18 protein-coding genes are annotated in these 21449 nt (G+C 60.6%); 11 read left to right on the forward strand and 7 right to left on the reverse strand.

The annotated features are described in order from the left end of the window. Positions 1-29: 29 nt before the first annotated feature. From A7317_RS27090 to hemJ, 4 genes are all read right to left on the reverse strand, one after another. On the reverse strand, positions 30-818 hold the full coding sequence (locus A7317_RS27090) for an SDR family NAD(P)-dependent oxidoreductase (RefSeq protein WP_024077693.1): 789 nt from the start codon (positions 816-818) through the stop codon (positions 30-32). Between the two features lie 63 nt (positions 819-881). Further along, the gene (locus A7317_RS27095; protein ID WP_024077692.1) at positions 882-1844 is read right to left on the reverse strand and encodes a DUF805 domain-containing protein; all 963 of its coding nucleotides are present in this window, start codon (positions 1842-1844) and stop codon (positions 882-884) included. A 71-nt stretch (positions 1845-1915) separates the two neighbouring features. Continuing rightward, a complete protein-coding gene (locus tag A7317_RS27100) occupies positions 1916-2878 on the reverse strand; it encodes an NAD(P)H-dependent flavin oxidoreductase (protein ID WP_024077691.1) in 963 nt (320 codons plus the stop codon). 25 nt (positions 2879-2903) lie between these two features. Continuing rightward, a complete protein-coding gene (gene hemJ, locus A7317_RS27105; protein ID WP_024077690.1) occupies positions 2904-3332 on the reverse strand; it encodes a protoporphyrinogen oxidase HemJ in 429 nt (142 codons plus the stop codon). Positions 3333-3468: 136 nt separating this feature from the next. On the opposite strand from hemJ, the gene argC reads away from it, so the two are divergent. Next, positions 3469-4503, forward strand: a complete 1035-nt coding sequence (argC, locus tag A7317_RS27110; protein ID WP_069077177.1) for an N-acetyl-gamma-glutamyl-phosphate reductase — start codon at positions 3469-3471, stop codon at positions 4501-4503. A gap of 165 nt (positions 4504-4668) precedes the next feature. Then, a complete protein-coding gene (gene erpA / locus A7317_RS27115; protein ID WP_003176443.1) occupies positions 4669-5019 on the forward strand; it encodes an iron-sulfur cluster insertion protein ErpA in 351 nt (116 codons plus the stop codon). A 78-nt stretch (positions 5020-5097) separates the two neighbouring features. Here erpA and A7317_RS27120 read toward each other — a convergent pair whose 3' ends face one another. Continuing rightward, positions 5098-6189, reverse strand: a complete 1092-nt coding sequence (locus tag A7317_RS27120; protein ID WP_069077178.1) for an anhydro-N-acetylmuramic acid kinase — start codon at positions 6187-6189, stop codon at positions 5098-5100. Between the two features lie 3 nt (positions 6190-6192). After that, positions 6193-7611, reverse strand: a complete 1419-nt coding sequence (locus A7317_RS27125; RefSeq protein WP_024077687.1) for a peptidoglycan DD-metalloendopeptidase family protein — start codon at positions 7609-7611, stop codon at positions 6193-6195. A gap of 209 nt (positions 7612-7820) precedes the next feature. On the opposite strand from A7317_RS27125, the gene tyrS reads away from it, so the two are divergent. The 8 genes from tyrS to yccS all read left to right on the forward strand — a co-directional run bounded on the left by tyrS (position 7821) and on the right by yccS (position 19898). Then, positions 7821-9020 (forward strand): tyrosine--tRNA ligase, encoded by a 1200-nt coding sequence (tyrS, locus tag A7317_RS27130; RefSeq protein WP_024077686.1) that lies wholly within the window; start codon positions 7821-7823, stop codon positions 9018-9020. 366 nt (positions 9021-9386) lie between these two features. Further along, positions 9387-10829 carry a TldD/PmbA family protein gene (locus A7317_RS27135; protein WP_024077830.1) on the forward strand — a complete coding sequence of 481 codons (1443 nt, stop codon included), beginning with the start codon at positions 9387-9389 and terminating at the stop codon, positions 10827-10829. Next, the gene (locus A7317_RS27140; RefSeq protein ID WP_069077179.1) at positions 10829-12145 is read left to right on the forward strand and encodes a TldD/PmbA family protein; all 1317 of its coding nucleotides are present in this window, start codon (positions 10829-10831) and stop codon (positions 12143-12145) included. The genes A7317_RS27135 and A7317_RS27140 overlap by 1 nt, the downstream gene beginning before the upstream one ends. A gap of 284 nt (positions 12146-12429) precedes the next feature. Continuing rightward, entirely contained in the window at positions 12430-13320 is an 891-nt protein-coding gene (locus tag A7317_RS27145) for an alpha/beta fold hydrolase (protein WP_024077832.1), read from the forward strand. Positions 13321-13356: 36 nt separating this feature from the next. After that, positions 13357-14784, forward strand: coding sequence for a multidrug transporter subunit MdtD (mdtD, locus tag A7317_RS27150; RefSeq protein ID WP_069077180.1), 1428 nt, complete (start codon positions 13357-13359; stop codon positions 14782-14784). A 130-nt stretch (positions 14785-14914) separates the two neighbouring features. Next, positions 14915-16252 carry an ATP-dependent RNA helicase DbpA gene (gene dbpA / locus A7317_RS27155; protein ID WP_236646017.1) on the forward strand — a complete coding sequence of 446 codons (1338 nt, stop codon included), beginning with the start codon at positions 14915-14917 and terminating at the stop codon, positions 16250-16252. 150 nt (positions 16253-16402) lie between these two features. Next, positions 16403-17581, forward strand: a complete 1179-nt coding sequence (locus tag A7317_RS27160; RefSeq protein ID WP_069077181.1) for an NAD(P)/FAD-dependent oxidoreductase — start codon at positions 16403-16405, stop codon at positions 17579-17581. A gap of 133 nt (positions 17582-17714) precedes the next feature. Continuing rightward, positions 17715-19898, forward strand: a complete 2184-nt coding sequence (gene yccS / locus A7317_RS27165) for a YccS family putative transporter (protein ID WP_024077836.1) — start codon at positions 17715-17717, stop codon at positions 19896-19898. A 42-nt stretch (positions 19899-19940) separates the two neighbouring features. On the opposite strand, the gene A7317_RS27170 is transcribed toward yccS, so the two are convergent. After that, positions 19941-20678: a substrate-binding periplasmic protein gene (locus A7317_RS27170; protein WP_024077837.1), complete on the reverse strand. Its 738-nt coding sequence runs from the start codon at positions 20676-20678 to the stop codon at positions 19941-19943. A gap of 201 nt (positions 20679-20879) precedes the next feature. On the opposite strand from A7317_RS27170, the gene A7317_RS27175 reads away from it, so the two are divergent. Then, the gene (locus tag A7317_RS27175; RefSeq protein ID WP_069077182.1) at positions 20880-21332 is read left to right on the forward strand and encodes a GNAT family N-acetyltransferase; all 453 of its coding nucleotides are present in this window, start codon (positions 20880-20882) and stop codon (positions 21330-21332) included. Positions 21333-21449: the final 117 nt, after the last annotated feature.

Below are 21449 nucleotides of genomic sequence, written 5' to 3' on the forward strand. Positions count from 1 at the left end.
GAATGTGCAGGGTGAGTGTACTCAGGCGGTCAGCGTGGGCAATAGGCCTTGTTGATCGCGCCGGCAATCTTGCGGGTCAGCCAGCGTGGGCTGAAGCGCGGGCTGAAGGCCAGCCAGCGGTTGCGCCGTCCGGGAATGATGATGGCTTTGTTTTTTTCCAGTGCGCGTACGGTGTAGAGGGCCACTTCTTCCGGGCTCATCAGCTGCTGGCTGCGATCGAGCTTGGCAGTGTCCATTTGCGCGGTGCCGAAGAACGCCGTGCGTGTCGGGCCGGGGCATAACACCGAGACCTTGATGCCACAGGTCTTCAATTCTTCGCGCAAACCTTCGGAAAAATGCAGCACATACGCCTTGCTGGCGTAATAGCTGCTCATCCACGGGCCGGGCTGGAACGCCGCAACCGAGGCGACATTGAGAATCTGCCCGCCGCCTTGCAACGCCATGGCATTGCCAAGGGCGTGACACATGCGGGTCAGTGCGAGGATGTTGACTTCGATCAGGTCCTGCTCGGTCATCCAGTCCTGGGCCAGGAACGGTCCGCTGGTGCCGATGCCGGCGCAGTTAACCAGCAAGTCGATCTGCCGTTCGCCTTCTTCAAGTTCCAGCAGGAACCCGGACAAGCGCAGTGGCTCGCCCAGGTCGCAGGCACGAAACAGCACCTCGACGCCAAAGCGTTGAGTCAATTCGATTGCAATGCTTTCCAACTGATCACGCTGGCGGGCCACCAGAATCAAGCTGCGGCCGCGACGGGCCAGTGCTTCGGCCAAGGCCAGGCCGATGCCGCTGGAGGCGCCGGTGATCAGAGCGTAACGGGTCATGCCTTTCTCCATCGCAACGCCGCCGAGCCTGTGACAGAGGCATCACAGGCGGCGGGCGTTTCTTCACTGTTCTGGAGAGTCTACAGGTTCGGCCGCTTCGTCAGCACTTTGCACGTCTTCTTCATCGACGATCACGCTTTGATCGGCGTCGTCATCGGAGGTGAGGGAACTGCTTTCGTAGCTGCTGTCCACGTTGGCTTCGAGCTGGTTCAGGTAGCCATTCATCCCCAGGGTCACCACGACGATGAGCACCAATGGGATAAACGCCAGCCATAGGGAGGCCAGCACTTTCACCGCCGTGGAGTTGCGCGGAGGTGGCGCGCCGTACTGGTTGGCGCCGGCGTTACCGGGCAGTACCAACAGCAGAAGCGGGAAGACGCTGTTCACCAGCGGAACCAGGTTCAGCAGGTACAACCAGCCGGACCAGCCCAGGTCGTGCAGGCGTTGCACGCCGATTTGCACGCTCACGACGACAAGCGCAACAAACAGCGCAAACCCCAGCAGCGAGCCGAGAATAACGGCGATCGTTGGCGAAGCGGTCGCGATCGCGAAGCCCACGGTACTGAGGATGCCTGCTGCTACGAGCATCGCAACCGTCAGCACCAGCGTCCAGGCCAGGTAGCGCAGACGGCCGATGCGCCCATTGATGGTGAAGACCTTGAGGCTGGAATACTCCGGCAAGTCATCACCTACGGCAGCGCGTGGTGGAGCGTAGGGCGAAGCGGCAGGTCGGGAGAAGTCCGTAGCGCCCGAATCCGTCTCGTGAGTTTCAGCCAAGCTGAAGGCTACAGGCTGCTCGGCTTCGATGCGCGCATCGATGCCGGCGTTGTGCAGTGCAGTCAGGTAGGTTTCTGCGTCAGGCCGGGAAAGGTCGCGTTTCAACGCAACCGGGCGGCCGGTAAAAAGCTTCTCGATGGCCTCGACATCGCTTTTGAACAGCTCGGCGAGGTTGAGTTTTGCCGTGGTGCTTTCGACACCTGGGAGCAAGGCTCCGTCAAACACGATCTTGAAACGGTTGTCGCTCATGCAGGCATCCTTGTCACTTAATCAGGGAGGGTGGGGCAAGCCTGCTTCGATTGGCAGGCCTGACAATTGGGTCAGCGTGGCCAGCGCAGTTGTGCCGCCTGCTCGCGCGCCTTGCGGTATTCGGCATCCAGGCGGGCAACGAGTTCATCGACGCTGGGTAAATCATCAATATCTCCGACGCCCTGGCCGGCGGACCACACGGTCTTCCAGGCCTTGGCCTCATCGCTCAATGGCTTGAGCTTGGAACCGAAGTTGACTTCGCCTTTGCCTTGCAGGGCGGCGAGGTCGAAACCGGCATTTTCCAGGCTCTGGCGCATAAAGCTGGCGGGGACGCCCGAGACCGCAGGAGTGTGCACGATGTCGGCGGCGCGCGCTGTGAGCAGCATCTCTTTATAAGCATCCGGGGCGTGGCTTTCGGTCGTGCCGATAAAGCGTGTGCCGAAATAGGCCAGGTCGGCCCCCAGCACCTGGGCGGCAAGAATTTCGTGCCCGTGGTTGAGGCAACCTGCCAGCAACAGGGTTTTATCGAAGAACTGGCGGATTTCGGCGATCAGGGCGAACGGGCTCCAGGTCCCGGCATGGCCCCCGGCGCCCGCAGCGACTGCGATCAAACCATCGACACCGGCCTCCGCGGCTTTCTCCGCATGGCGCCGCGTGGTGACATCGTGAAAGACCAGGCCGCCGTAGCTGTGCACGGCATCCACCAGTTCCTTCACGGCGCCCAGGCTGGTGATCACGATCGGGACCTTGTGTTCCACGCAGATCGCCAAGTCAGCCTGCAACCGTGGGTTGCTGTTGTGCACGATAAGGTTCACGGCGTAGGGCGCGGGGTTGTCCAACGGAGCCAGGCCCGCTTCGATTTCCTCCAGCCAGGCCTTGAAACCACTGCTTTCACGCTGGTTGAGCGCCGGGAAACTCCCGACCACTCCGTTGCGACAGCACGCCAGGACCAGTTGCGGGTTGGAAATCAGGAACATCGGCGCAGCCACCACGGGCAGGCGAAGACGTTGTTCAAGCAGAGCGGGCAGCGACATTGGAGGTACCCCGAGTCATTAGAAGTTAGAACGGTTTGACCACGACCAAAATTACGATAGCCAGCAATATCAGAACCGGGACTTCATTGAACCAGCGATAAAAGACATGGCTGCGGGTGTTTTCGCCACGGGCAAAGCGCTTTACCTGCGCGCCGCACATATGGTGATAGCCGATAAGGAGCACGACCAGGGTCAGCTTGGCATGGATCCAGGCACCCATCTGGAAGATGGCGGGGTTGAGCGCGATCAGCCAGATGCCGAACACAAGGGTGGCGACCATCGCGGGCCCCATGATGCCGCGATACAGCTTGCGCTCCATGACACTGAAGCGTTCCTTGCTGACCGTATCCTCGCTTTGCGCGTGGTAGACGAACAGGCGCGGCAGGTAGAACAGCCCGGCAAACCAGCACACGATGGCGACGATATGGAAGGCTTTGACCCATAGATAAAGCATTTTTAGTTATTCCCAGGTTCACGGTAGCTGAAGATAGTAGTGGCTCATGCGTCCTTACGTCACCTTGGCGGTTGTCGCAGAACGATGCGGCCCCTATTATCGACGGCTTTCCAGTGGGTTCGTTGAGGGCAGGTTTATGGTCAAGGTCGGTATCGTCGGCGGCACGGGTTACACCGGTGTCGAATTGCTGCGTCTGTTGGCTCAGCATCCGCAGGCAGAGGTGGTGGTCATCACTTCCCGATCCGAGGCCGGCCTGGCTGTGGCCGATATGTACCCCAACCTGCGAGGCCACTATGACGGCCTGGCGTTCAGCGTGCCGGACATCAAGACCCTGGGGGCCTGTGACGTAGTGTTCTTTGCTACGCCTCACGGTGTCGCCCATGCCCTGGCCGGTGAATTACTGGCGGCGGGCACCAAGGTCATCGACCTGTCGGCGGATTTCCGTCTGCAGGACGCCGATGAGTGGGCCAAATGGTACGGCCAGCCGCACGGTGCGCCAGAACTGCTGGAAGAGGCGGTGTACGGCCTGCCGGAAGTCAATCGCGAGCAGATCAAGCAGGCGCGCCTGATCGCCGTGCCGGGTTGCTATCCCACTGCGACCCAACTGGGCTTCCTGCCATTGCTGGAAGCAGGCTTGGCCGATGCTTCGCGCCTGATCGCGGACTGCAAGTCAGGTGTCAGCGGTGCAGGCCGGGGTGCGGCCGTAGGTTCGCTGTATTCCGAGACGTCGGAAAGCATGAAGGCCTATGCGGTCAAGGGGCATCGCCACTTGCCGGAGATCCGCCAGGGGTTGCGTCGTGCCGCGGGCAAGGAGGTGGGCTTGACCTTCGTTCCGCATTTGACGCCGATGATCCGTGGTATTCACTCCACGCTGTACGCGACTGTCGTCGATCGCTCGGTGGATCTGCAGGCATTGTTTGAGAAACGTTATACCAACGAGCCGTTCGTCGATGTAATGCCGGCTGGCAGTCACCCGGAAACTCGCAGCGTGCGCGGCGCCAATGTGTGCCGTATCGCGGTGCATCGTCCGCAGGATGGCGACTTGGTGGTAGTACTGTCCGTGATCGATAATCTGGTCAAGGGTGCGTCGGGCCAGGCTGTACAGAACATGAACATCCTGTTCGGCCTGGATGAGAAGCTGGGCCTGTCCCATGCGGGCATGCTGCCGTAAGGTTTCCCCGTTATTGCGCAAAAGGCCCGATCATCGGGCCTTTTGTGTTTTTAATGGCGGCTACGCAGATTGATATACCGTAACAATAGTTGACCGCTTTTCTAGGAGAAGCGGATAATACCGGCCATTACGCATATGGCGGCGCTACGCCGGGAGATTATCAGCATGAGCGTTGAATCCTTCACCCCCACGGCTTTGCAATTCACCCACGGTGCTGCGCACAAGGTGAAGAGCCTGGTCGATGAAGAGGGTAATGATCGCTTGAAGCTGCGCGTATTCGTTACGGGCGGCGGTTGTTCAGGGTTTCAGTACGGTTTTACCTTCGATGAAGATGTGGCCGATGACGATACCATCGTCGAGCGCGAGGGCGTCAGCCTGGTCGTAGACCCTATGAGTTTCCAATACCTGGCAGGTGCCGAGGTGGATTATCAGGAAGGTCTCGAGGGGTCGCGTTTCGTGATAAAGAACCCTAACGCCACCACCACCTGTGGTTGCGGGTCTTCGTTCTCGATCTGATCGATGGCGGATACAAAAACGCCGCTTGGCTTTGATCGGCCAAGCGGCGTTTTGCTGTCTGCAGATCCTGGAGGGCTGTCAGGCGGGGTAGATCGCGCCCAGTACCCGAAGACCGCGTGCGCCGGTGACGCTGGGGCGGTTGGCAGCAATGCCTTCCAGGCAGCAATGGGCCAGCCAGGCAAAGGCCATGGCTTCTACCCAATCAGGATCTACGCCGTAGGTGGCGGTGCTGCTGACTTGGGTCGCCGGCAGTAGCGCGGCCAGGCGGCTCATCAACGTAACGTTATGGGCGCCGCCGCCACAGACCAGTAGGGTTTCGGTCTGGTGTTGTGCGGTTTGCAGGGATTTGACGATGGTCAGGGCGGTCAGCTCCAGCAGCGTGGCTTGGACGTCCTGGGGAGCAAATGCTGGCAAACCCGCCAGATGTCGTTGCAGCCACTCGCGATTGAACACTTCGCGTCCGGTGCTTTTTGGGCCCTGTGTGACAAAGAAGGGGTCGCTGAGCAGGGTGTTGAGTAACTGCGATTCGACTTTACCGCCGGCCGCCCACCGGCCGTCACGATCAAAGTGCTCGCCGCGCTGCTGGTGAATCCAAGTGTCCAGCAGAACGTTGCCCGGGCCGCAGTCGAAGCCGGCTACAGGCTTGCCGGTCTCGATCAGGCTAAGGTTGCTGAAACCGCCGATATTCAGGACGGCGTGATTGCCGCTGCGTTCGCCAAACAACGCTTCATGAAAGGCGGGTACCAATGGCGCGCCCTGGCCACCGGCGGCCACGTCGCGGCTGCGGAAGTCGCTGACCACAGTGATGCCTGTCAGCTCTGTGAGCAGGGCAGGGTTACCGATCTGTACGGTAAAGCCTCGGGTGGGTTCATGGCGGATGGTTTGCCCGTGGCTACCGATCGCGCGAACGTCTTGGGGCTTGAGAGCTTGCTGCTCCAGTAAGGCATTAATGCCTTGGGCAGCCACTGTCACCCAATGCTGCTGGGCAATTGCCGAGCGAGCGATTTCATCTGGGCCGCTGGCGCACAGGCTAAGCAGCTCGGCGCGCAGGCTGCCTGGCATGGGGATGTAGTGAGTGGCGATCAGCTTGATCGCCGAGCTTTGTTCGATCAAGGCTATATCCAGGCCGTCGAGGCTGGTGCCAGACATCACCCCTATATAGAGCGCCATGTCTTAACGCTTCGCCGAAGCCAGCAGGGTGGAGCGCTCCTGATCCATGCGCGCCATCAGCGGCTGGCTCTGTTGCATGAAGCGCGCACGCTCGGCCTTGGCGATGGGGTCGGCCATGGGTAGCTTTTGGCCCAATGGATCGACGTGTACGCCATTGACTTGGAACTCATAATGCAAGTGCGGTCCGGTAGACAGGCCGGTAGTGCCGATATAACCAATCACCTGGCCTTGCTTCACGGTGCCGCCCGTCTGCACGCCCTTGGCGAACCCTTGCATGTGGCCATAAAGGGTACGGTAGGTGTTGCCGTGCTGGATGATCACGGTATTGCCGTAGCCTCCGCGACGACCGGCCAGCAGCACCTTGCCGTCACCGGCGGCCTTGATTGGCGTACCACGAGGGGCGGCATAGTCGACGCCTTTGTGGGCGCGGATTTTGTTCAGAATTGGATGCTTGCGGCCCATGGAGAATCGCGAGCTAATACGAGCGAAGTCGACAGGCGTGCGGATAAACGCCTTACGCATGCTGTTGCCATCGGCGGTGTAGTAGCTGCTGTTGCCTTGCTTGTTGGTGTAGCGAACTGCGGTATAGGTCTTGCCGCGGTTGGTGAAGCGTGCGGAGAGAATATTGCCGGTGCCGACCACTTTACCGTTGGCGACCTTCTGCTCGTAGATCACGTCGAATTCATCGCCTTGGCGGATGTCCTGGGCGAAGTCGATGTCGTATCCAAATACGCTGGCCATGTCCATGGTCATGCTATGGGACAGGCCGGCGCGTGCAGCGGACTGCGACAAGGAGCTGTTGATCACGCCGTGTACATAAGCAGAGCGCATCACCGGCTTGGTGGTGACACGATTGAAGGCAAAGCCCTTGGCGCCCTTGGTCAGGGTGATGCTTTCGAGGTCGCTGATGTTGCTGTGCAGGTTATTCAACTGGCCATCTGGGGTCAGTTCGAACTCAAGCTTCTGCCCGTGCTTGAGTTGGGTGAATTGCTTGGCCTGTTTGTCACTGGCCAGTACTTCATTAACCGTGGCGGCGGGCAGGCCGACCTTTTCGAACAGGGTCGACAACGTATCGCCTTTTGCGACGATGACTTCGCGGTGTTGCGGATTCTTGGCGACATCTGCTGCCGGGGCAGGTGCTGGTTTAGCTGCTTGCTGGGTGTCTTCGGGGCTGCTTTCTATCTGGGCGAACGGTGATTCAGTAGCGGTAGTTGTGGCTTGCTGTGCGTCGGAAGCGTCTTGATCTTGTGTCAGTTGCTCAACCGGGCTTTCCAGGTCAAGGCTCAGGGATGTTCGTTTGGCCTCTACATCACTGGAAGGGAATACCAGGAGCGCCAGGCTGAGAAGGGCGGCGATACCACTTGCTGCGAGCAGGTGGGTCTTCGGGTAAAGCGGCGGCGCTTTAGACGGTTCAGTGGTCATAGGTAATTTTGACTTTGAAGATGAAATGGAAAAGATGAATGACATGATGAAGATGAAATAACTGTATAAAATATAACCAAATCATCTGTGGTGCAAGCTCGCGAACGCTGTGCTTGCTGAACGGTGTCCGTGCGCAGGGCAAAACTTGTAATTAGTCCCTGATCTTGTATGGTTGGTTCCCTTTTGAATCTGAGCCTTGCGGGTCTGTTATGAAGTCGGTTGAAGAGCAGCTAGCGCTGATAAAACGTGGTGCGGAAGAACTGTTGGTCGAGTCTGAGCTGATCGAAAAGCTCAAGCGCGGCCAGCCCCTGCGTATCAAGGCCGGCTTTGATCCGACGGCGCCGGATCTGCACCTTGGGCATACCGTGCTTATAAACAAGCTGCGTCAGTTCCAGGAACTGGGGCATCAGGTCATCTTCCTTATAGGTGACTTCACCGGGATGATCGGCGATCCGAGTGGCAAGAGCGCAACGCGTCCGCCACTGACTCGTGAGCAGGTTCTCGATAATGCCGAGACCTACAAGACCCAGGTGTTCAAGATTCTCGATCCTGCCAAGACCGAGGTGGCCTTTAACTCCACCTGGATGGATCAGATGGGGCCGGCCGACTTTATTCGCCTGACGTCCCAATACACCGTGGCGCGCATGCTTGAGCGAGATGACTTCGACAAGCGCTACTCCACCAACCAGCCTATCGCGATTCATGAGTTCCTCTACCCGTTGGTGCAAGGGTATGACTCGGTGGCTCTGCGTGCCGACGTTGAGTTGGGTGGTACCGATCAGAAGTTCAATCTGTTGATGGGGCGCGAGTTGCAGCGTGCATATGGGCAGGAAGCCCAATGCATTCTGACCATGCCGTTGCTGGAAGGCTTGGATGGCGTCAAGAAGATGTCCAAGTCGCTGGGTAACTATGTGGGTATCCAGGAGGCGCCAGGCGTGATGTATGGCAAGCTGGTTTCTATCCCGGATGCGCTGATGTGGCGTTACTTCGAGTTGTTGAGCTTTCGTTCTATGGATGAAATCAACGCGCTGCGTGCTGAGGTCGAGGCGGGGGCTAATCCGCGCGACGTGAAGATCAAGCTGGCCGAAGAGATCGTTGCGCGTTTCCATGGTGAGGAGGCGGCCGCCAGTGCTCACCGTGCGGCAGGCAATCGCATGAGAGATGGCGAGCTGCCGGATGATTTGCCGGAGATCGAGTTGGTAGCTGCAGAGGCGATGCCGATCGCGGCTGTCCTTAATAAGGCGGGGCTGGTGAAGAACTCGGCGGTTGCACGTGACCTTCTGGGTTCGGGTGGTGTGCGTATAGATGGTGAGGTGGTTGATCGCACCTTTATATATGAGCTGGGTGCTACCCATGTTTGCCAGGCTGGGAAGAAGGCATTTGCGCGTATTACGCTTAAATCCGAATAAGTCTGAAATTAAGTGTTGACGGCGTTTTATATCTGTCTATAATTCGCCCCACTTCCGGCGCAGTCGAAACGGAAAACTCCTTGGTAAACAAAGAGTTACGCAAGATTCGACAACGCGGCGCCTGTGAGTTCTTCGCGAGCAAGCTCGCTCCTACAAAAAAGCCTTAACTGAACGGCATTAGGGCTTGCCCCGCGTTGGAGTGCGTAGCGCTCCCAAGATTTTTGGGGCCGCTACGCACTCCAACGCGGGGCAAGCCCGCTCGCCACAGGGGCACTTGCCACAAAGAATCACCTTTCCTTGATCAGCCCCCAGCCCAGGCCTACTCTGTTTGCCTGCCCGCGCTGAGCCGCCCACAAGGAAGGCCCCATGTTCGAACACCACGCCACACTCAAAAAACATTTCAGTGCCCTGCGCACCACCGCCGACTTCTTCTCCCTGCGCTACGTACGTGAGTCCGGCCACTACCTGTCGGTGCGCAAGAACGTCGCCGAACCGCCACACCTGAACCACGACGCAGGCGCCATGCTCACCGTGCGTGTCAACGGCGTCGAAGCCTATGCCGCGACCCACGATATTTCCCTGGCCGGCCTGCAAGCGGCCCTTGAACGTGCCGAACAGCAAGCGCGCCTGATCAAGCCTCACGCCCTGCTCGACCTGCGCGATCAACAGGTCTCCAGCGACGTGGCCGACTACCTGTCACCGAACCTTGCGCAAGCCTTCCCTTCCTTGAGCGACTGCTACCAACTGCTGGGTGATGAATCCGCCGCCGTGCCCCGCGACGAACGCCTGGTCAACTGGGAAGTCAGCCTCGGCCTGAGCCACGTCGAGCAGATCTACCTCAATAATGCCGGGGCCGAACTGCGCCAGGCCCAACGGTTCGTATTCCCCGGCGTCAACGTCACGGCCTACGACGGCAACGACAGCCAGACCCGTACCCTCGGCGGCAGCAACTTCGGCCAGCAAGGCAGCTTTGACGTGATCGAGCGTTTTGGCCTGGTCGGCGCCGCACCCCGCATCGCCGACGAAGCCCTGCAACTGCTGCTGGCGCCGAATACGCCCCAAGGTCCGCGCGACCTGCTGCTGATGCCCGACCAGATGATCCTGCAAATCCACGAATCCATCGGCCATCCACTGGAGCTCGACCGCATCCTGGGTGATGAGCGCAATTACGCCGGCACCAGCTTCGTCAAGGCCAGCGACTTCGGTCACCTGCAATACGGCTCCAAGCTGTTGAACGTGACGTTCGACCCGGACATTCCCGAACAACTTGCCAGTTATAGCCATGACGACGACGGCAGCGCCGCCAGCAAGCAGTTCCTGATCCGCGAAGGGCTGCTGCTCAAGCCGTTGGGCGGCGCGCTGTCGCAATTCCGTTCGGGCATGAACGGTGTGGCCAACAGCCGTGCCAGCAGTTGGAACCGCCCGCCGATCGACCGCATGGCCAACCTGAATATCGAAGCCGGCGATAAGAGCCTGGCGCAACTGATTGGCGGCATCGAACACGGCATCCTGATGTCGACCAACCGTTCGTGGTCGATCGACGATGCGCGCAATAAATTCCAGTTCGGCTGCGAGTGGGGCCAGTTGATTGAAAACGGTGAGCTCAAGGGCGTGGTAAAAAACCCCAACTACCGGGCTATCTCCGCGCAGTTCTGGCGCAACCTCAGCGCAGTGGGCGACGCCAGCACCTTCAAGGTCCTGGGCACGCCCAACTGCGGCAAAGGCGAACCCAACCAGGTGATCCGCGTCGGCCATGCCTCGCCCGCCTGTGTGTTCAGCAACGTTGATGTATTCGGGGGAGATGCCTGATGAACAACTTCAAGGCATTGGTGCAGTGGCTCAAGCAGGCCCTCACCGACAAGGAACAATTTCACCTGGGCTATGCCGCCGAATCGTCCGAGTTCGTGCGTTTCAACCACGCCAAGGTGCGTCAGGCCGGGCAGGTGCAACAGGCCAGCCTCACCCTCAAGCTGATCAACGACGGCCGCCATGCCGACCTGGGCATCACCCTGGCCGGCGAACCGGAGCTGGACCGCCAGCGCCTCGCCGACGGCCTGCAACAGTTGCGTGAAACCTTGCCACTGCTGCCGCACGACCCGTACTTGCTGCTCAACCACAACGCCTGGCAAAGCCACAACGAACAGGCGCGCCCCCTGCCCGACCTGGCGCGAGTGCTGGAGGAAATCAGCCAGGCGGCGCACGGCGTCGACCTGGTCGGCTTTTATGCCGCAGGCCCGATCAGCCGTGGCTTTGCCAGTTCCAACGGCGCATTTGGCTGGCACCAGGCCAATAGCTTCAACTTCGATTTCAGCCTGTTCCACGCCAATGGCGAAGCGGTGAAAGCCAGTTATGCCGGGCACACCTGGAACAGCGACGAGTTCGCCCGGCGCTTCCAACTGGCCCGCCAACAGCTGGAGTTCCTCGACCGCCCGCTGCACACACTGGCGCCTGGGCAATACCGCGCCTACCTGGCCCCCGCGGCGCTGGAAGAAATCATCAGCATCATCACTTGGGGTGGTTTTTCCGCCCAGGCCATCGCCAGCAAAGGCAGCTCGTTGCAACGGTTGTATGCCGGCGAACAATCGCTGAGCCCGCTGGTGACGGTGGATGAGCAGATCAGCGGCTCCCTGAGCCAGGCGTTTTCCACCGAGGGCTACCCGCGCAGCGATGTCACGCTGATCAACGCCGGCAAAGCCGATGGCCAACTGGTGAACTCGCGCAGCGCCGCTGAATACGGCCTCAGCGCCAACGGCGCCAGCCGCGACGAATCCCCCAGTGCCTTGCAGATGGCGGCGGGCACCTTGGCCCAGGCCGATATCCTCAAGCAACTGGGCACCGGGCTGTATATCAGCAACCTGTGGTACCTGAACTACTCCGACCTGCCGGCCGCCCGCCTGACCGGCATGACGCGCTTCGCCACGTTCTGGGTGGAAGACGGTGAGATCAAGGCGCCGGTCAGCACCATGCGCTTTGATGACAGCGTCTACAGCTTGCTCGGGTCGCAGTTGGAGGCCCTGACCGCCGAGCGCGAACTGCTGCTGTCGGCCAGTACCTACAGCCAACGCAACACCGCGTCCAACCTGTTGCCGGGGGCGTTGGTAAAACGCCTGACCCTGACCCTGTAAATACAGCCCCCTGTGGGAGGGGACTTGCCCCCGATGGCGGTGTGTCAGTCAATGAGTACTTTGCTGATACACCGCCATCGGGAGCAAGCTCCCTCCCACCTTGTCCTGTGCTGATTTCAGACATCGCGGTTTCAGCCCTTCCTACCGTAAATTCTCTTCCTCCCAGTCTGCACGGGCAGCCTGTTGTCGCCTGCGAAAAACCTCGTTATAAGAGTTAGTGGCCCCCCGCCACCTCATCCACGAGAGCATGACCTTGCCCGGGAAGGGCAAGCTGGAGCGTTGACATGAACCATGGAAGTTTTGTCATTGAAAAGCTGTTCAAGCACTACAACGTTCATGTTGAGCAGCTAGGAAACGATTCGGAAAAGAAGACCATCTTGATGGTCAATGGCGCACTGTCCACCACACGCTCATTCGCCCGCACCAGCAAATGCCTGGCCGAGCATTTCAATGTGCTGTTGTTCGACCTGCCGTTCTCCGGCTATTCGCGCGAGTACAACACCGACCTGGACCTGGTGACCAAGGACGACGAAGTCCAAATCCTGCGCGCGCTGGTCGAGCGCTTCCAGGTCAACCACCTGGTGTCGGCCTCGTGGGGCGGTATCTCCACGCTGCTGACCCTGGCGCATAACCCGCCGTCGATCGAAAGTTCGGTAGTCATGGCCCTGGCGCCCAACCTGAACCAGGCCATGCTCGACTATGTGGAGCGGGTACGCGTGCTGATCGAGGCCGATGACAAATCCGCCGTCGGCCACTTGCTCAACGAGACCGTCGGCAAATACCTGTCGCCCCGGCTCAAGCGCAACAACCATCGGCACCTGTCGAACATGGCCACCACCGAGTACCGCCAGGCGCGTTTCCATATCCACCAGGTGTTGGCGCTGGGCGATGGCAACTACCTGCCCCAGCTCAAACAGATCGAAACCCCGGTGCACTTTCTCAACGGCACGCTGGACGAATACACCCCGGCCGCCGATGCCCAGTTGTTCAAGCACTACGTCGGCCACAGCAGCTTTGCCGTGGCGGAACATACCGGGCATTTACTCGACCTGGAGTCCCGCGAATCAGCCCTGGCGGTGCACCGCGCGCTGTTGGATTTCTTGGTGGGAGAGCACGCAAAGCTGTCGGATTTAGACGAACCGCCAGTGGGAAAAGGAGCGACGAATGGCGCATAATCGCCGACACATAGCCGGCTAACAAAAAGGTACCCCATGCCAGATCGTGCCCCTCTCGATGCCAAGACTGCCCGCTGGCTCCCCTGGGTAGTAGCGATTGCCTTCTTCATGCAATCGCTGGATGGGACGATTCTCAACACGGCACTGCCGGCCATGGCCCGGGACCTGGCGGAAAACCCGCTGCGCATGCAAGGGGTGGTGATCGCCTACATGCTCACCGTCGCCTTGCTGATCCCGGCCTCGGGCTGGATCGCCGACCGCTTCGGCACCAAGAAAATCTTCTTCGGCGCGATCATGCTGTTCAGCATCGGCTCCTTGCTGTGTGCCCTGTCCAGCAGCCTGACCATGCTGGTGGGCGCACGGGTCATCCAGGGCCTCGGCGGTGCGTTGATGCTGCCGGTTGGCCGGCTCGTGGTTCTACGTGCTTACCCCCGCTCCGAATTGGTGCGGATCATGGGTTTCATTACCATCCCCGGCCTGCTCGGGCCCTTGCTCGGCCCGACCATGGGCGGTTGGATGGTGCAATACCTGACGTGGCACTGGATCTTCCTGATCAACCTGCCGGTGGGCATGATCGGTTGCTATGCCGTGTGGAAACTCATCCCCGACCTGCGCGGCAGCGAACGTACGCGCTTCGATGGCATCGGCTTCCTGCTGTTCGGCGCAGCGATGGTGCTGATCACCATTGCCATGGAAGGCTTGGGCGAACTGCACCTGCCGCACCTGCGGGTGATGTTGCTGCTGTTCGGCGGGTTGGCGTGCCTGGCGGCGTATTGGCTGCGCGCCGGGCATATCGATAACCCGCTGTTCTCGCCAGCGCTGTTCAAGACCCGCACCTTTGCGGTGGGCATCCTCGGTAACCTGTTCGCGCGCCTGGGCAGCGGTGCCTTGCCGTTCCTGGTGCCGTTGCTGCTGCAAGTGGCCCTGGGGTATTCGCCGTCCCAGGCCGGGATGAGCATGCTGCCCCTGGCGGCCGCGGCGATGTTCGCCAAGTCGGTGGCGCGCCCGCTGATCGAGCGCCTGGGTTATCGCGTGGTGTTGACCGGCAACACCCTGGCCCTGGGCATCATGCTGGCGAGCATGGGCCTGGTCAGCGAGCAAACACCCTACCCGCTGTTGCTGGGCATGCTGGCGGTGCTGGGGGCGATCAACTCCCTGCAATTTACCGCCATGAACACCGTGACCCTGATCGACCTCGACGACGCCCAGGCCAGCAGCGGCAACAGTTTGCTGTCGGTGGTGGCGCAATTGTCCCTGAGCCTGGGGGTGGCCTGCGCCGGTGCGTTGCTCGGGGGCTTCACCGCCGAATCGGGCAACGACGGCGTCAGCACGGTACTCGGCGCGTTCCAACTGACCTTCCTCACGGTGGGCATCATGGCGATGCTGGCGGCGGCGATCTTCCTGCAATTGTCGCCAAAAGACGGCAAACGTGTGGTCAGCCCCGAACACCACATCGAGCACTAGCAGGCGTCTCGTCGAGAACTTGCAGGGAAAATCCCATAGGGCTGGTACACTGCGCGACATTTTGTTTTGCAGAGCCAGTCCCGTGACCACCATCGCCACCGCTTTTAATACTTTGCCGCTCTCCGCCGCCATGCTGGCTAACCTCGACTCGCTGGGTTATGCCGAGATGACGCAGATCCAGGCGCAAAGCTTGCCGGTGATCCTCAAGGGGCTGGACCTGATCGCGCAGGCCAAGACCGGCAGTGGCAAGACCGCCGCCTTCGGCATCGGCCTGCTGAACCCGATCAACCCGCGCTACTTCGGCTGCCAGGCCCTGGTGATGTGCCCGACCCGTGAGCTGGCCGACCAGGTCGCCAAGGAAATCCGTCGCCTGGCCCGTGCCGAAGACAACATCAAGGTGCTGACCCTGTGCGGTGGCGTGTCCCTCGGCCCGCAGATCGCCTCCCTGGAACATGGCGCCCACGTGATCGTCGGCACCCCGGGCCGTATCCAGCAGCACCTGCGCAAGGGTTCGCTGGTGCTCGATGGCTTGAACACGCTGATCCTCGACGAAGCCGACCGCATGCTCGACATGGGCTTCTACGACGCCATCGAAGACATCATCAGCAAGACCCCGGCACGCCGCCAGACCCTGCTGTTCTCGGCCACCTACCCGGTGAGCATCAAGCAGTTGGCCTCCAAGTTCATGCGCGCGCCGCAGCAAGTCAAAGCCGAAGCCTTCCACTCCGACGACCAGATCGAGCAGCGTTTCTTCGAAATCTCGCCGGAAGAGCGCATGGACGCGGTGACGAAAGTCCTCGCGCACTTCCGCCCGGCATCGTGCGTGGCGTTCTGCTTCACCAAGCAGCAAGTGCAGGAAACCGTCGACCACCTGACGTCCAAGGGTATTTCCGCCGTCGGCCTGCATGGCGACCTGGAACAGCGCGACCGCGACCAGGTACTGGCGATGTTCGCCAACCGCAGCACCTCGGTGCTGGTGGCGACCGACGTCGCCGCCCGTGGCCTGGACATCGACTCGCTGGACATGGTGATCAACGTCGAACTGGCCCGCGACTCGGAAATCCACATCCACCGCGTCGGCCGTACCGGTCGTGCCGGTGAGACCGGCATCGCCATCAGCCTGGTGGCGCCGTCCGAAGCGCACCGCGCCCAGGCCATCGAGCAACTGCAAAAGTCGCCGTTGAACTGGGACCAACTGGACAACCTCAAGCCGCAAAGCGGCGGCCCGCTGCTGCCGCAGATGAGCACCCTGTGCATCGCCGCCGGCCGTAAAGACAAAGTGCGCCCGGGCGATATCCTTGGCGCATTGACCGGGGAAGCCGGCATCCCAGGCGCCCAGGTGGGCAAGATCGCGATCTTTGACTTCCAGGCCTTCGTGGCCGTGGAGCGTGGCGTCGCCAAGCAGGCGTTGCAGCGTTTGAATGACGGCAAGATCAAGGGCCGTTCGTTGCGCGTTCGCATCCTGTAAAAAACCCACCCCCCTTGTAGGAGCGAGCTTGCTCGCGAAAAACGTCAACGATCACGCAGCGCTATCAGGTAGCCCGTGTCGTCTATGGGGTTTTCGCGAGCAAGCTCGCTCCTACAGGGATCGTACTGATTCATAGATGAGGACATTGCTGTGCGCTCTACCGAAGTTGTGATCATTGGCGCCGGCGCCGCAGGCTTGATGTGCGCCCTGACCGCTGCGGGGCGTGGGCGCAAGGTGATGTTGATCGACCATGCCAACAAGGCCGGCAAGAAGATCCTGATGTCCGGCGGTGGCCGCTGCAATTTCACTAACCTGTACACCGAGCCGGCCAACTTCCTTTCGCACAACGCGCACTTCTGCAAGTCCGCCCTGGCCCGTTATACCCAGTGGGATTTCATCGGCCTGGTGGCCAAGCACGGCGTGCCGTACCACGAGAAGAAACTCGGCCAACTGTTTTGCGATAACAAGTCCAGCGACATCCTCGGCATGTTGCTCGACGAATGCATCCAGACCGGCGTGAGCCTGCACCTGGATACGTCTATCCAGGAAATCGCCAAGCTCGACAACGGCTACCAGTTGCAGACCACCTTGGGTGAACTGCGCTGCGAATCCCTGGTGATCGCCACCGGCGGCCTGTCGATTCCAACCCTGGGCGCTACCGGATTTGGCTATCAAGTGGCCAGGCAGTTCGGCCACGAACTGCTGCCGACCCGCGCCGGGCTGGTGCCGTTCACCATCACCGACCAGCTCAAGGACTTGTGCGGCGAGCTGTCCGGCACCTCGGTGGATTGCCTGGTCAGCTGCAACGGCCAGAGCTTTCGCGAGAACATTCTGTTTACCCACCGCGGCCTGAGCGGCCCGGCGATCTTGCAGATTTCTTCGTACTGGGAGCCCGGCGACACAGTCGAGATCAACCTGCTACCCGACCACGACGCCCACACCTGGCTGCAACAGCAACAGGTCGAGCGGCCCAACAGCGAGCTGAAAACCTTGCTGGGTGAAATCTTCACCAAGAAAATGGCCAACTTGCTGTCGGAAACCTGGTTCGTGTCCAAGCCGATGAAGCAGTACACCCATGCCGAAGTGGCGGATATCGCCAACAAGCTGGGGAACTGGCAATTGGTGCCGGCAGGCACCGAAGGTTATCGCACCGCCGAAGTAACGCTGGGCGGCGTGGATACGCGGGAAGTGTCGTCCAAGACCATGGAATCACTGAAAAGCCCGGGCTTGTACTTTATTGGGGAAGTGCTGGATGTGACCGGGCACCTGGGCGGGTTTAACTTTCAGTGGGCGTGGGCGTCGGGTTACGCCGCAGCGCAGTACGTCTGAAGGATGTACCCCTCCCACATTTTGATTTGTGGTGTGCCTGGGAATAATTTGCTGTCAGATGTGATCGCCACGCTTGCCGTGGCGTCCTTGATAGCTCAATTTAGCGGCAACGTCCCGGAAGACTCCAGACTTCATGTCATCGACCTCGTTCAAGCAGTCCATGCGGCGCCTGTGGGCGCTGGATAAATTCAGTTATAGCGTGCGGGTCTTCATCGCCCTTACCGGCAGCATGGCGCTGTGCTGGTACCAGGATGAAATGACACTGCTGATCCCACTGTTCCTGGGGATCATCGCCAGTGCCCTGGCCGAGACCGACGACAGTTGGCAGGGCCGCCTCAATGCCCTGGCGGTGACGCTGGTGTGTTTCAGCATCGCCGCGCTGTCCGTGGAGTTGCTGTTCCCCTACCCCTGGATTTTCGCAGTCGCCCTGGCCCTGGCCAGTTTCGGCCTGACCATGCTCGGGGCCCTGGGCGAACGCTATGGCGCGATTGCCTCGGCCACCTTGATCCTATCGGTCTACACCATGATCGGCGTGGACCAGCGCGGCGGCGCCGTCAGCGATTTCTGGCATGAACCCTTGCTGCTGGTGGCCGGTGCTGCCTGGTACGGCGTGTTGTCGGTGCTGTGGCAGGTGCTGTTTTCCAACCAGCCGGTACAGCAGAGCCTGGCGCGCCTGTTTCGAGAGTTGGGGCATTATCTCAAGCTTAAATCGTCGCTGTTCGAGCCGATCCGCCAACTGGATGTGGAGGCGCGGCGCCTGGAACTGGCCCAGCAAAATGGCCGGGTGGTGGCGGCGCTCAATGCGGCCAAGGAAATCATCCTGCACCGCGTCGGCAATGGCCGACCGGGTTCGAAGGTCAGCCGCTACCTCAAGCTGTACTTCCTGGCCCAGGACATCCATGAACGCGCCAGTTCGTCCCACTACCCCTACAACGCCCTGGCCGAGGCGTTCTTCCACAGCGATGTGCTGTTCCGCTGCCAGCGCCTGCTGCGCCAGCAAGGCAAAGCCTGCCAGGCCCTGGCCGAGTCGATCCAACTGCGCCAGCCGTTCATTTATGACGCCCACTTCGCCGAAGCCCTGGGCGACCTGAATGCCTCCCTGGAACACCTGCGCATCCAGAGCAACCCGGCCTGGCGCGGCCTGCTACGCTCGTTGCGTGCCCTGGCGGCCAACCTCTCGACCCTGGATCGCCTGCTGGGCGACGCCAGCAATCCCGACGCCCTGGCCGACGCTACCGACAGCAACCTGCTGGACCGCGCCCCGCGCAACCTCAAGGAGATGTGGACGCGCCTGCGCACCCAGCTCACACCGACGTCGCTGCTGTTCCGTCACGCCTTGCGCCTGGCCCTGGCGCTGACCGTCGGCTATGGCGTCCTGCACGCGATCCACGCGTCCCAAGGCTACTGGATCATCCTCACCACCCTGTTCGTCTGCCAGCCCAACTATGGCGCCACGCGGCGCAAGCTCGGTCAGCGGATCATCGGCACGGCCATCGGCCTCACCGTGGCCTGGGCACTGTTCGACCTGTTCCCCAGCCCGCTGGTGCAATCGATGTTCGCCATCGCCGCAGGCCTGGTGTTCTTTATCAACCGCACCACCCGCTACACCCTGGCCACGGCGGCGATCACCTTGATGGTGCTGTTCTGCTTTAACCAAGTGGGCGATGGCTACGGGTTGTTCCTGCCACGCCTGTTCGATACGTTGCTGGGCAGCGTGATTGCCGGCCTGGCGGTGTTCCTGTTCCTGCCGGACTGGCAAGGCCGCCGCCTGAACAAAGTGCTGGCCAACACCCTGACCTGCAACAGCATCTACCTGCGCCAAATCATGCAGCAGTATGCTGCCGGCAAGCGCGATGACCTGGCCTACCGCCTGGCTCGACGCAATGCGCATAACGCCGACGCGGCCCTGTCCACCACCTTGGCCAATATGCTGATGGAACCGGGGCACTTCCGTAAGGAAGCCGATGTGGGCTTCCGCTTCCTGGTGCTGTCCCACACCCTGCTCAGCTACTTGTCAGGGCTCGGCGCGCATCGGGAAACCCAACTGCCGGCCGAGGTGCGTGAGCATTTGATCGACGGCGCCGGCAAGACACTGGCGGCAAGCATCGATGAGATCGCCGAGGGCTTGGCCAACAAACAGCCGATTGCGATTCAGAGTGATGCCGAGGAAGCGCTGGCAACCGACCTGGAGCAGATGCCGGACGAGATCGATGAAGGGCAACGGTTGGTGCAAACGCAGTTGGCGTTGATTTGCCGGCAGTTGGGGCCGTTGCGCACCTTGGCGGCGCATTTGATCAAGGACACCAGCGCGGCTTAGGTCGCTATCGGGGGCTTGGTCCCGATGAGGCCCGCACAGGCACTACATGCCATGGGCCTTCATCAACCGCGCATAACTGCCATCAGCCTTCATCCTGGCAATCTCGCGGTCAAAGCTGGCGACGATCTGCGCATGCTCAGGGTTCTTCAGGCTGACCAGGATATGCAGGCTATTTTCGCTCAAGGGCTTGGGCAAAAACTCCACCGCATTGCGCACCCGCGCCGATTCGCGTGACAGGTAATAGCGCGCCACATATTCATCCTCCACCGTCAACCGCACGCGCTGCGCCGCAAGCATGCGCACGGCCATGGCAAAGTTATGCACAGGGACTTTCTGCAATTGCGCATCCTGGTCGAACGCCGGCGAATACACGTACCCGCGCACCACGGCGATAGGCTCATCGTGCAATTGCTCAAGGTTCTGGAACTCGATCGGGTCATCACGGCGCTTGATAAAACGCACACGGTTCACCAGGTATTCCGCGGAAAACTGCCCCAACTGCGTGCGAGCATCGTCGTACCAGGCGTTGATCAGTACGTCATAGCGCCCATCGCCCACCCCCATCAGTGCGCGAGCCCAGGGCACCTGTTCGAAATCACTGGCGTACCCGGCGCGGGCCAAGGCCGTGGTGACAATGTCGGTGGCCAGCCCGCCATTGATCAAGGTGGCATCGGTAAAGGGTGGCCAGGCATCCGCTACCAGGCGCAGACGCTCTGCGAACACTGGCTGGGCCAGCAATAAAACTCCAATCAAAGCAACGGCACGAGAGAATCGCGGCATGCTTAAAGTCCTTGGCAGGCAGGCGGTAGCCCTTACTCAGGCGAGGCCTGAGGCTCTAACAGTAGTTCAGATTACACAAGAAGCCGACGGCAGATGCACACAATGATGGCGAATTGACGTCACTCACAAAAATAGCTGATTTCGACACAAAGGCGTGGCGCGCTTACTATCCAGAACAGACATTGATAAAGAGAACGCACCATGACAGTCGAATGGGTCTGCAAACATCACAATGACCTGGGCAAGGAGCAGCTCTACGCCATCCTGCGCCTGCGCAGCGAAGTCTTTGTCGTCGAGCAGAAGTGCATCTACCAGGACATCGACGGGCAGGACCTGGAAGGCGATACCCACCACCTGATGGCCTGGCAGGACGACCAGTTGGTGGCTTACCTGCGCCTGTTGGACCCGGAGTCCCAGGGCGGCGACGTGGTGATCGGGCGGGTAATCGTGGCCCCCATGGCGCGCGGCACCGGGCTGGGGCACCTGATGATGCAGGAAACCCTCAGGCAGATTGACGATATCTGGCCAGAAACGCCGATATTCCTGTCAGCCCAGGCCCATTTGCAAGGGTATTACGGTCGGTATGGTTTTCTGGTGGCGGGCGAGGAATACCTGGAAGACGATATTCCACATATTGGTATGCGGCGCGTTTGAGGCCGCCATCGGGGGCAAGCCCCCTCCCACATTTGAATGTAGTCACAGTTCAAACTGTGGGAGGGGCGGTGCGACGATTCGACTTGCCCCCGATGGCGTCAGCCAAATCCCCGCAGA

This window comes from Pseudomonas fluorescens (assembly GCF_001708445.1).
GTDB lineage: Bacteria > Pseudomonadota > Gammaproteobacteria > Pseudomonadales > Pseudomonadaceae > Aquipseudomonas > Aquipseudomonas gorinensis.

Bases quoted from the DNA above. Each gene is read 5' to 3' on its own strand.
- A7317_RS27090 (WP_024077693.1), bottom strand. From the start codon at position 818: ATGACCCGTTACGCTCTGATCACCGGCGCCTCCAGCGGCATCGGCCTG.
- A7317_RS27095 (WP_024077692.1), bottom strand. From the start codon at position 1,844: ATGAGCGACAACCGTTTCAAGATCGTGTTTGACGGAGCCTTGCTCCCA.
- A7317_RS27100 (WP_024077691.1), bottom strand. From the start codon at position 2,878: ATGTCGCTGCCCGCTCTGCTTGAACAACGTCTTCGCCTGCCCGTGGTG.
- hemJ (WP_024077690.1), bottom strand. From the start codon at position 3,332: ATGCTTTATCTATGGGTCAAAGCCTTCCATATCGTCGCCATCGTGTGC.
- argC (WP_069077177.1), top strand. From the start codon at position 3,469: ATGGTCAAGGTCGGTATCGTCGGCGGCACGGGTTACACCGGTGTCGAA.
- erpA (WP_003176443.1), top strand. From the start codon at position 4,669: ATGAGCGTTGAATCCTTCACCCCCACGGCTTTGCAATTCACCCACGGT.
- A7317_RS27120 (WP_069077178.1), bottom strand. From the start codon at position 6,189: ATGGCGCTCTATATAGGGGTGATGTCTGGCACCAGCCTCGACGGCCTG.
- A7317_RS27125 (WP_024077687.1), bottom strand. From the start codon at position 7,611: ATGACCACTGAACCGTCTAAAGCGCCGCCGCTTTACCCGAAGACCCAC.
- tyrS (WP_024077686.1), top strand. From the start codon at position 7,821: ATGAAGTCGGTTGAAGAGCAGCTAGCGCTGATAAAACGTGGTGCGGAA.
- A7317_RS27135 (WP_024077830.1), top strand. From the start codon at position 9,387: ATGTTCGAACACCACGCCACACTCAAAAAACATTTCAGTGCCCTGCGC.
- A7317_RS27140 (WP_069077179.1), top strand. From the start codon at position 10,829: ATGAACAACTTCAAGGCATTGGTGCAGTGGCTCAAGCAGGCCCTCACC.
- A7317_RS27145 (WP_024077832.1), top strand. From the start codon at position 12,430: ATGAACCATGGAAGTTTTGTCATTGAAAAGCTGTTCAAGCACTACAAC.
- mdtD (WP_069077180.1), top strand. From the start codon at position 13,357: ATGCCAGATCGTGCCCCTCTCGATGCCAAGACTGCCCGCTGGCTCCCC.
- dbpA (WP_236646017.1), top strand. From the start codon at position 14,915: ATGCTGGCTAACCTCGACTCGCTGGGTTATGCCGAGATGACGCAGATC.
- yccS (WP_024077836.1), top strand. From the start codon at position 17,715: ATGTCATCGACCTCGTTCAAGCAGTCCATGCGGCGCCTGTGGGCGCTG.
- A7317_RS27170 (WP_024077837.1), bottom strand. From the start codon at position 20,678: ATGCCGCGATTCTCTCGTGCCGTTGCTTTGATTGGAGTTTTATTGCTG.
- A7317_RS27175 (WP_069077182.1), top strand. From the start codon at position 20,880: ATGACAGTCGAATGGGTCTGCAAACATCACAATGACCTGGGCAAGGAG.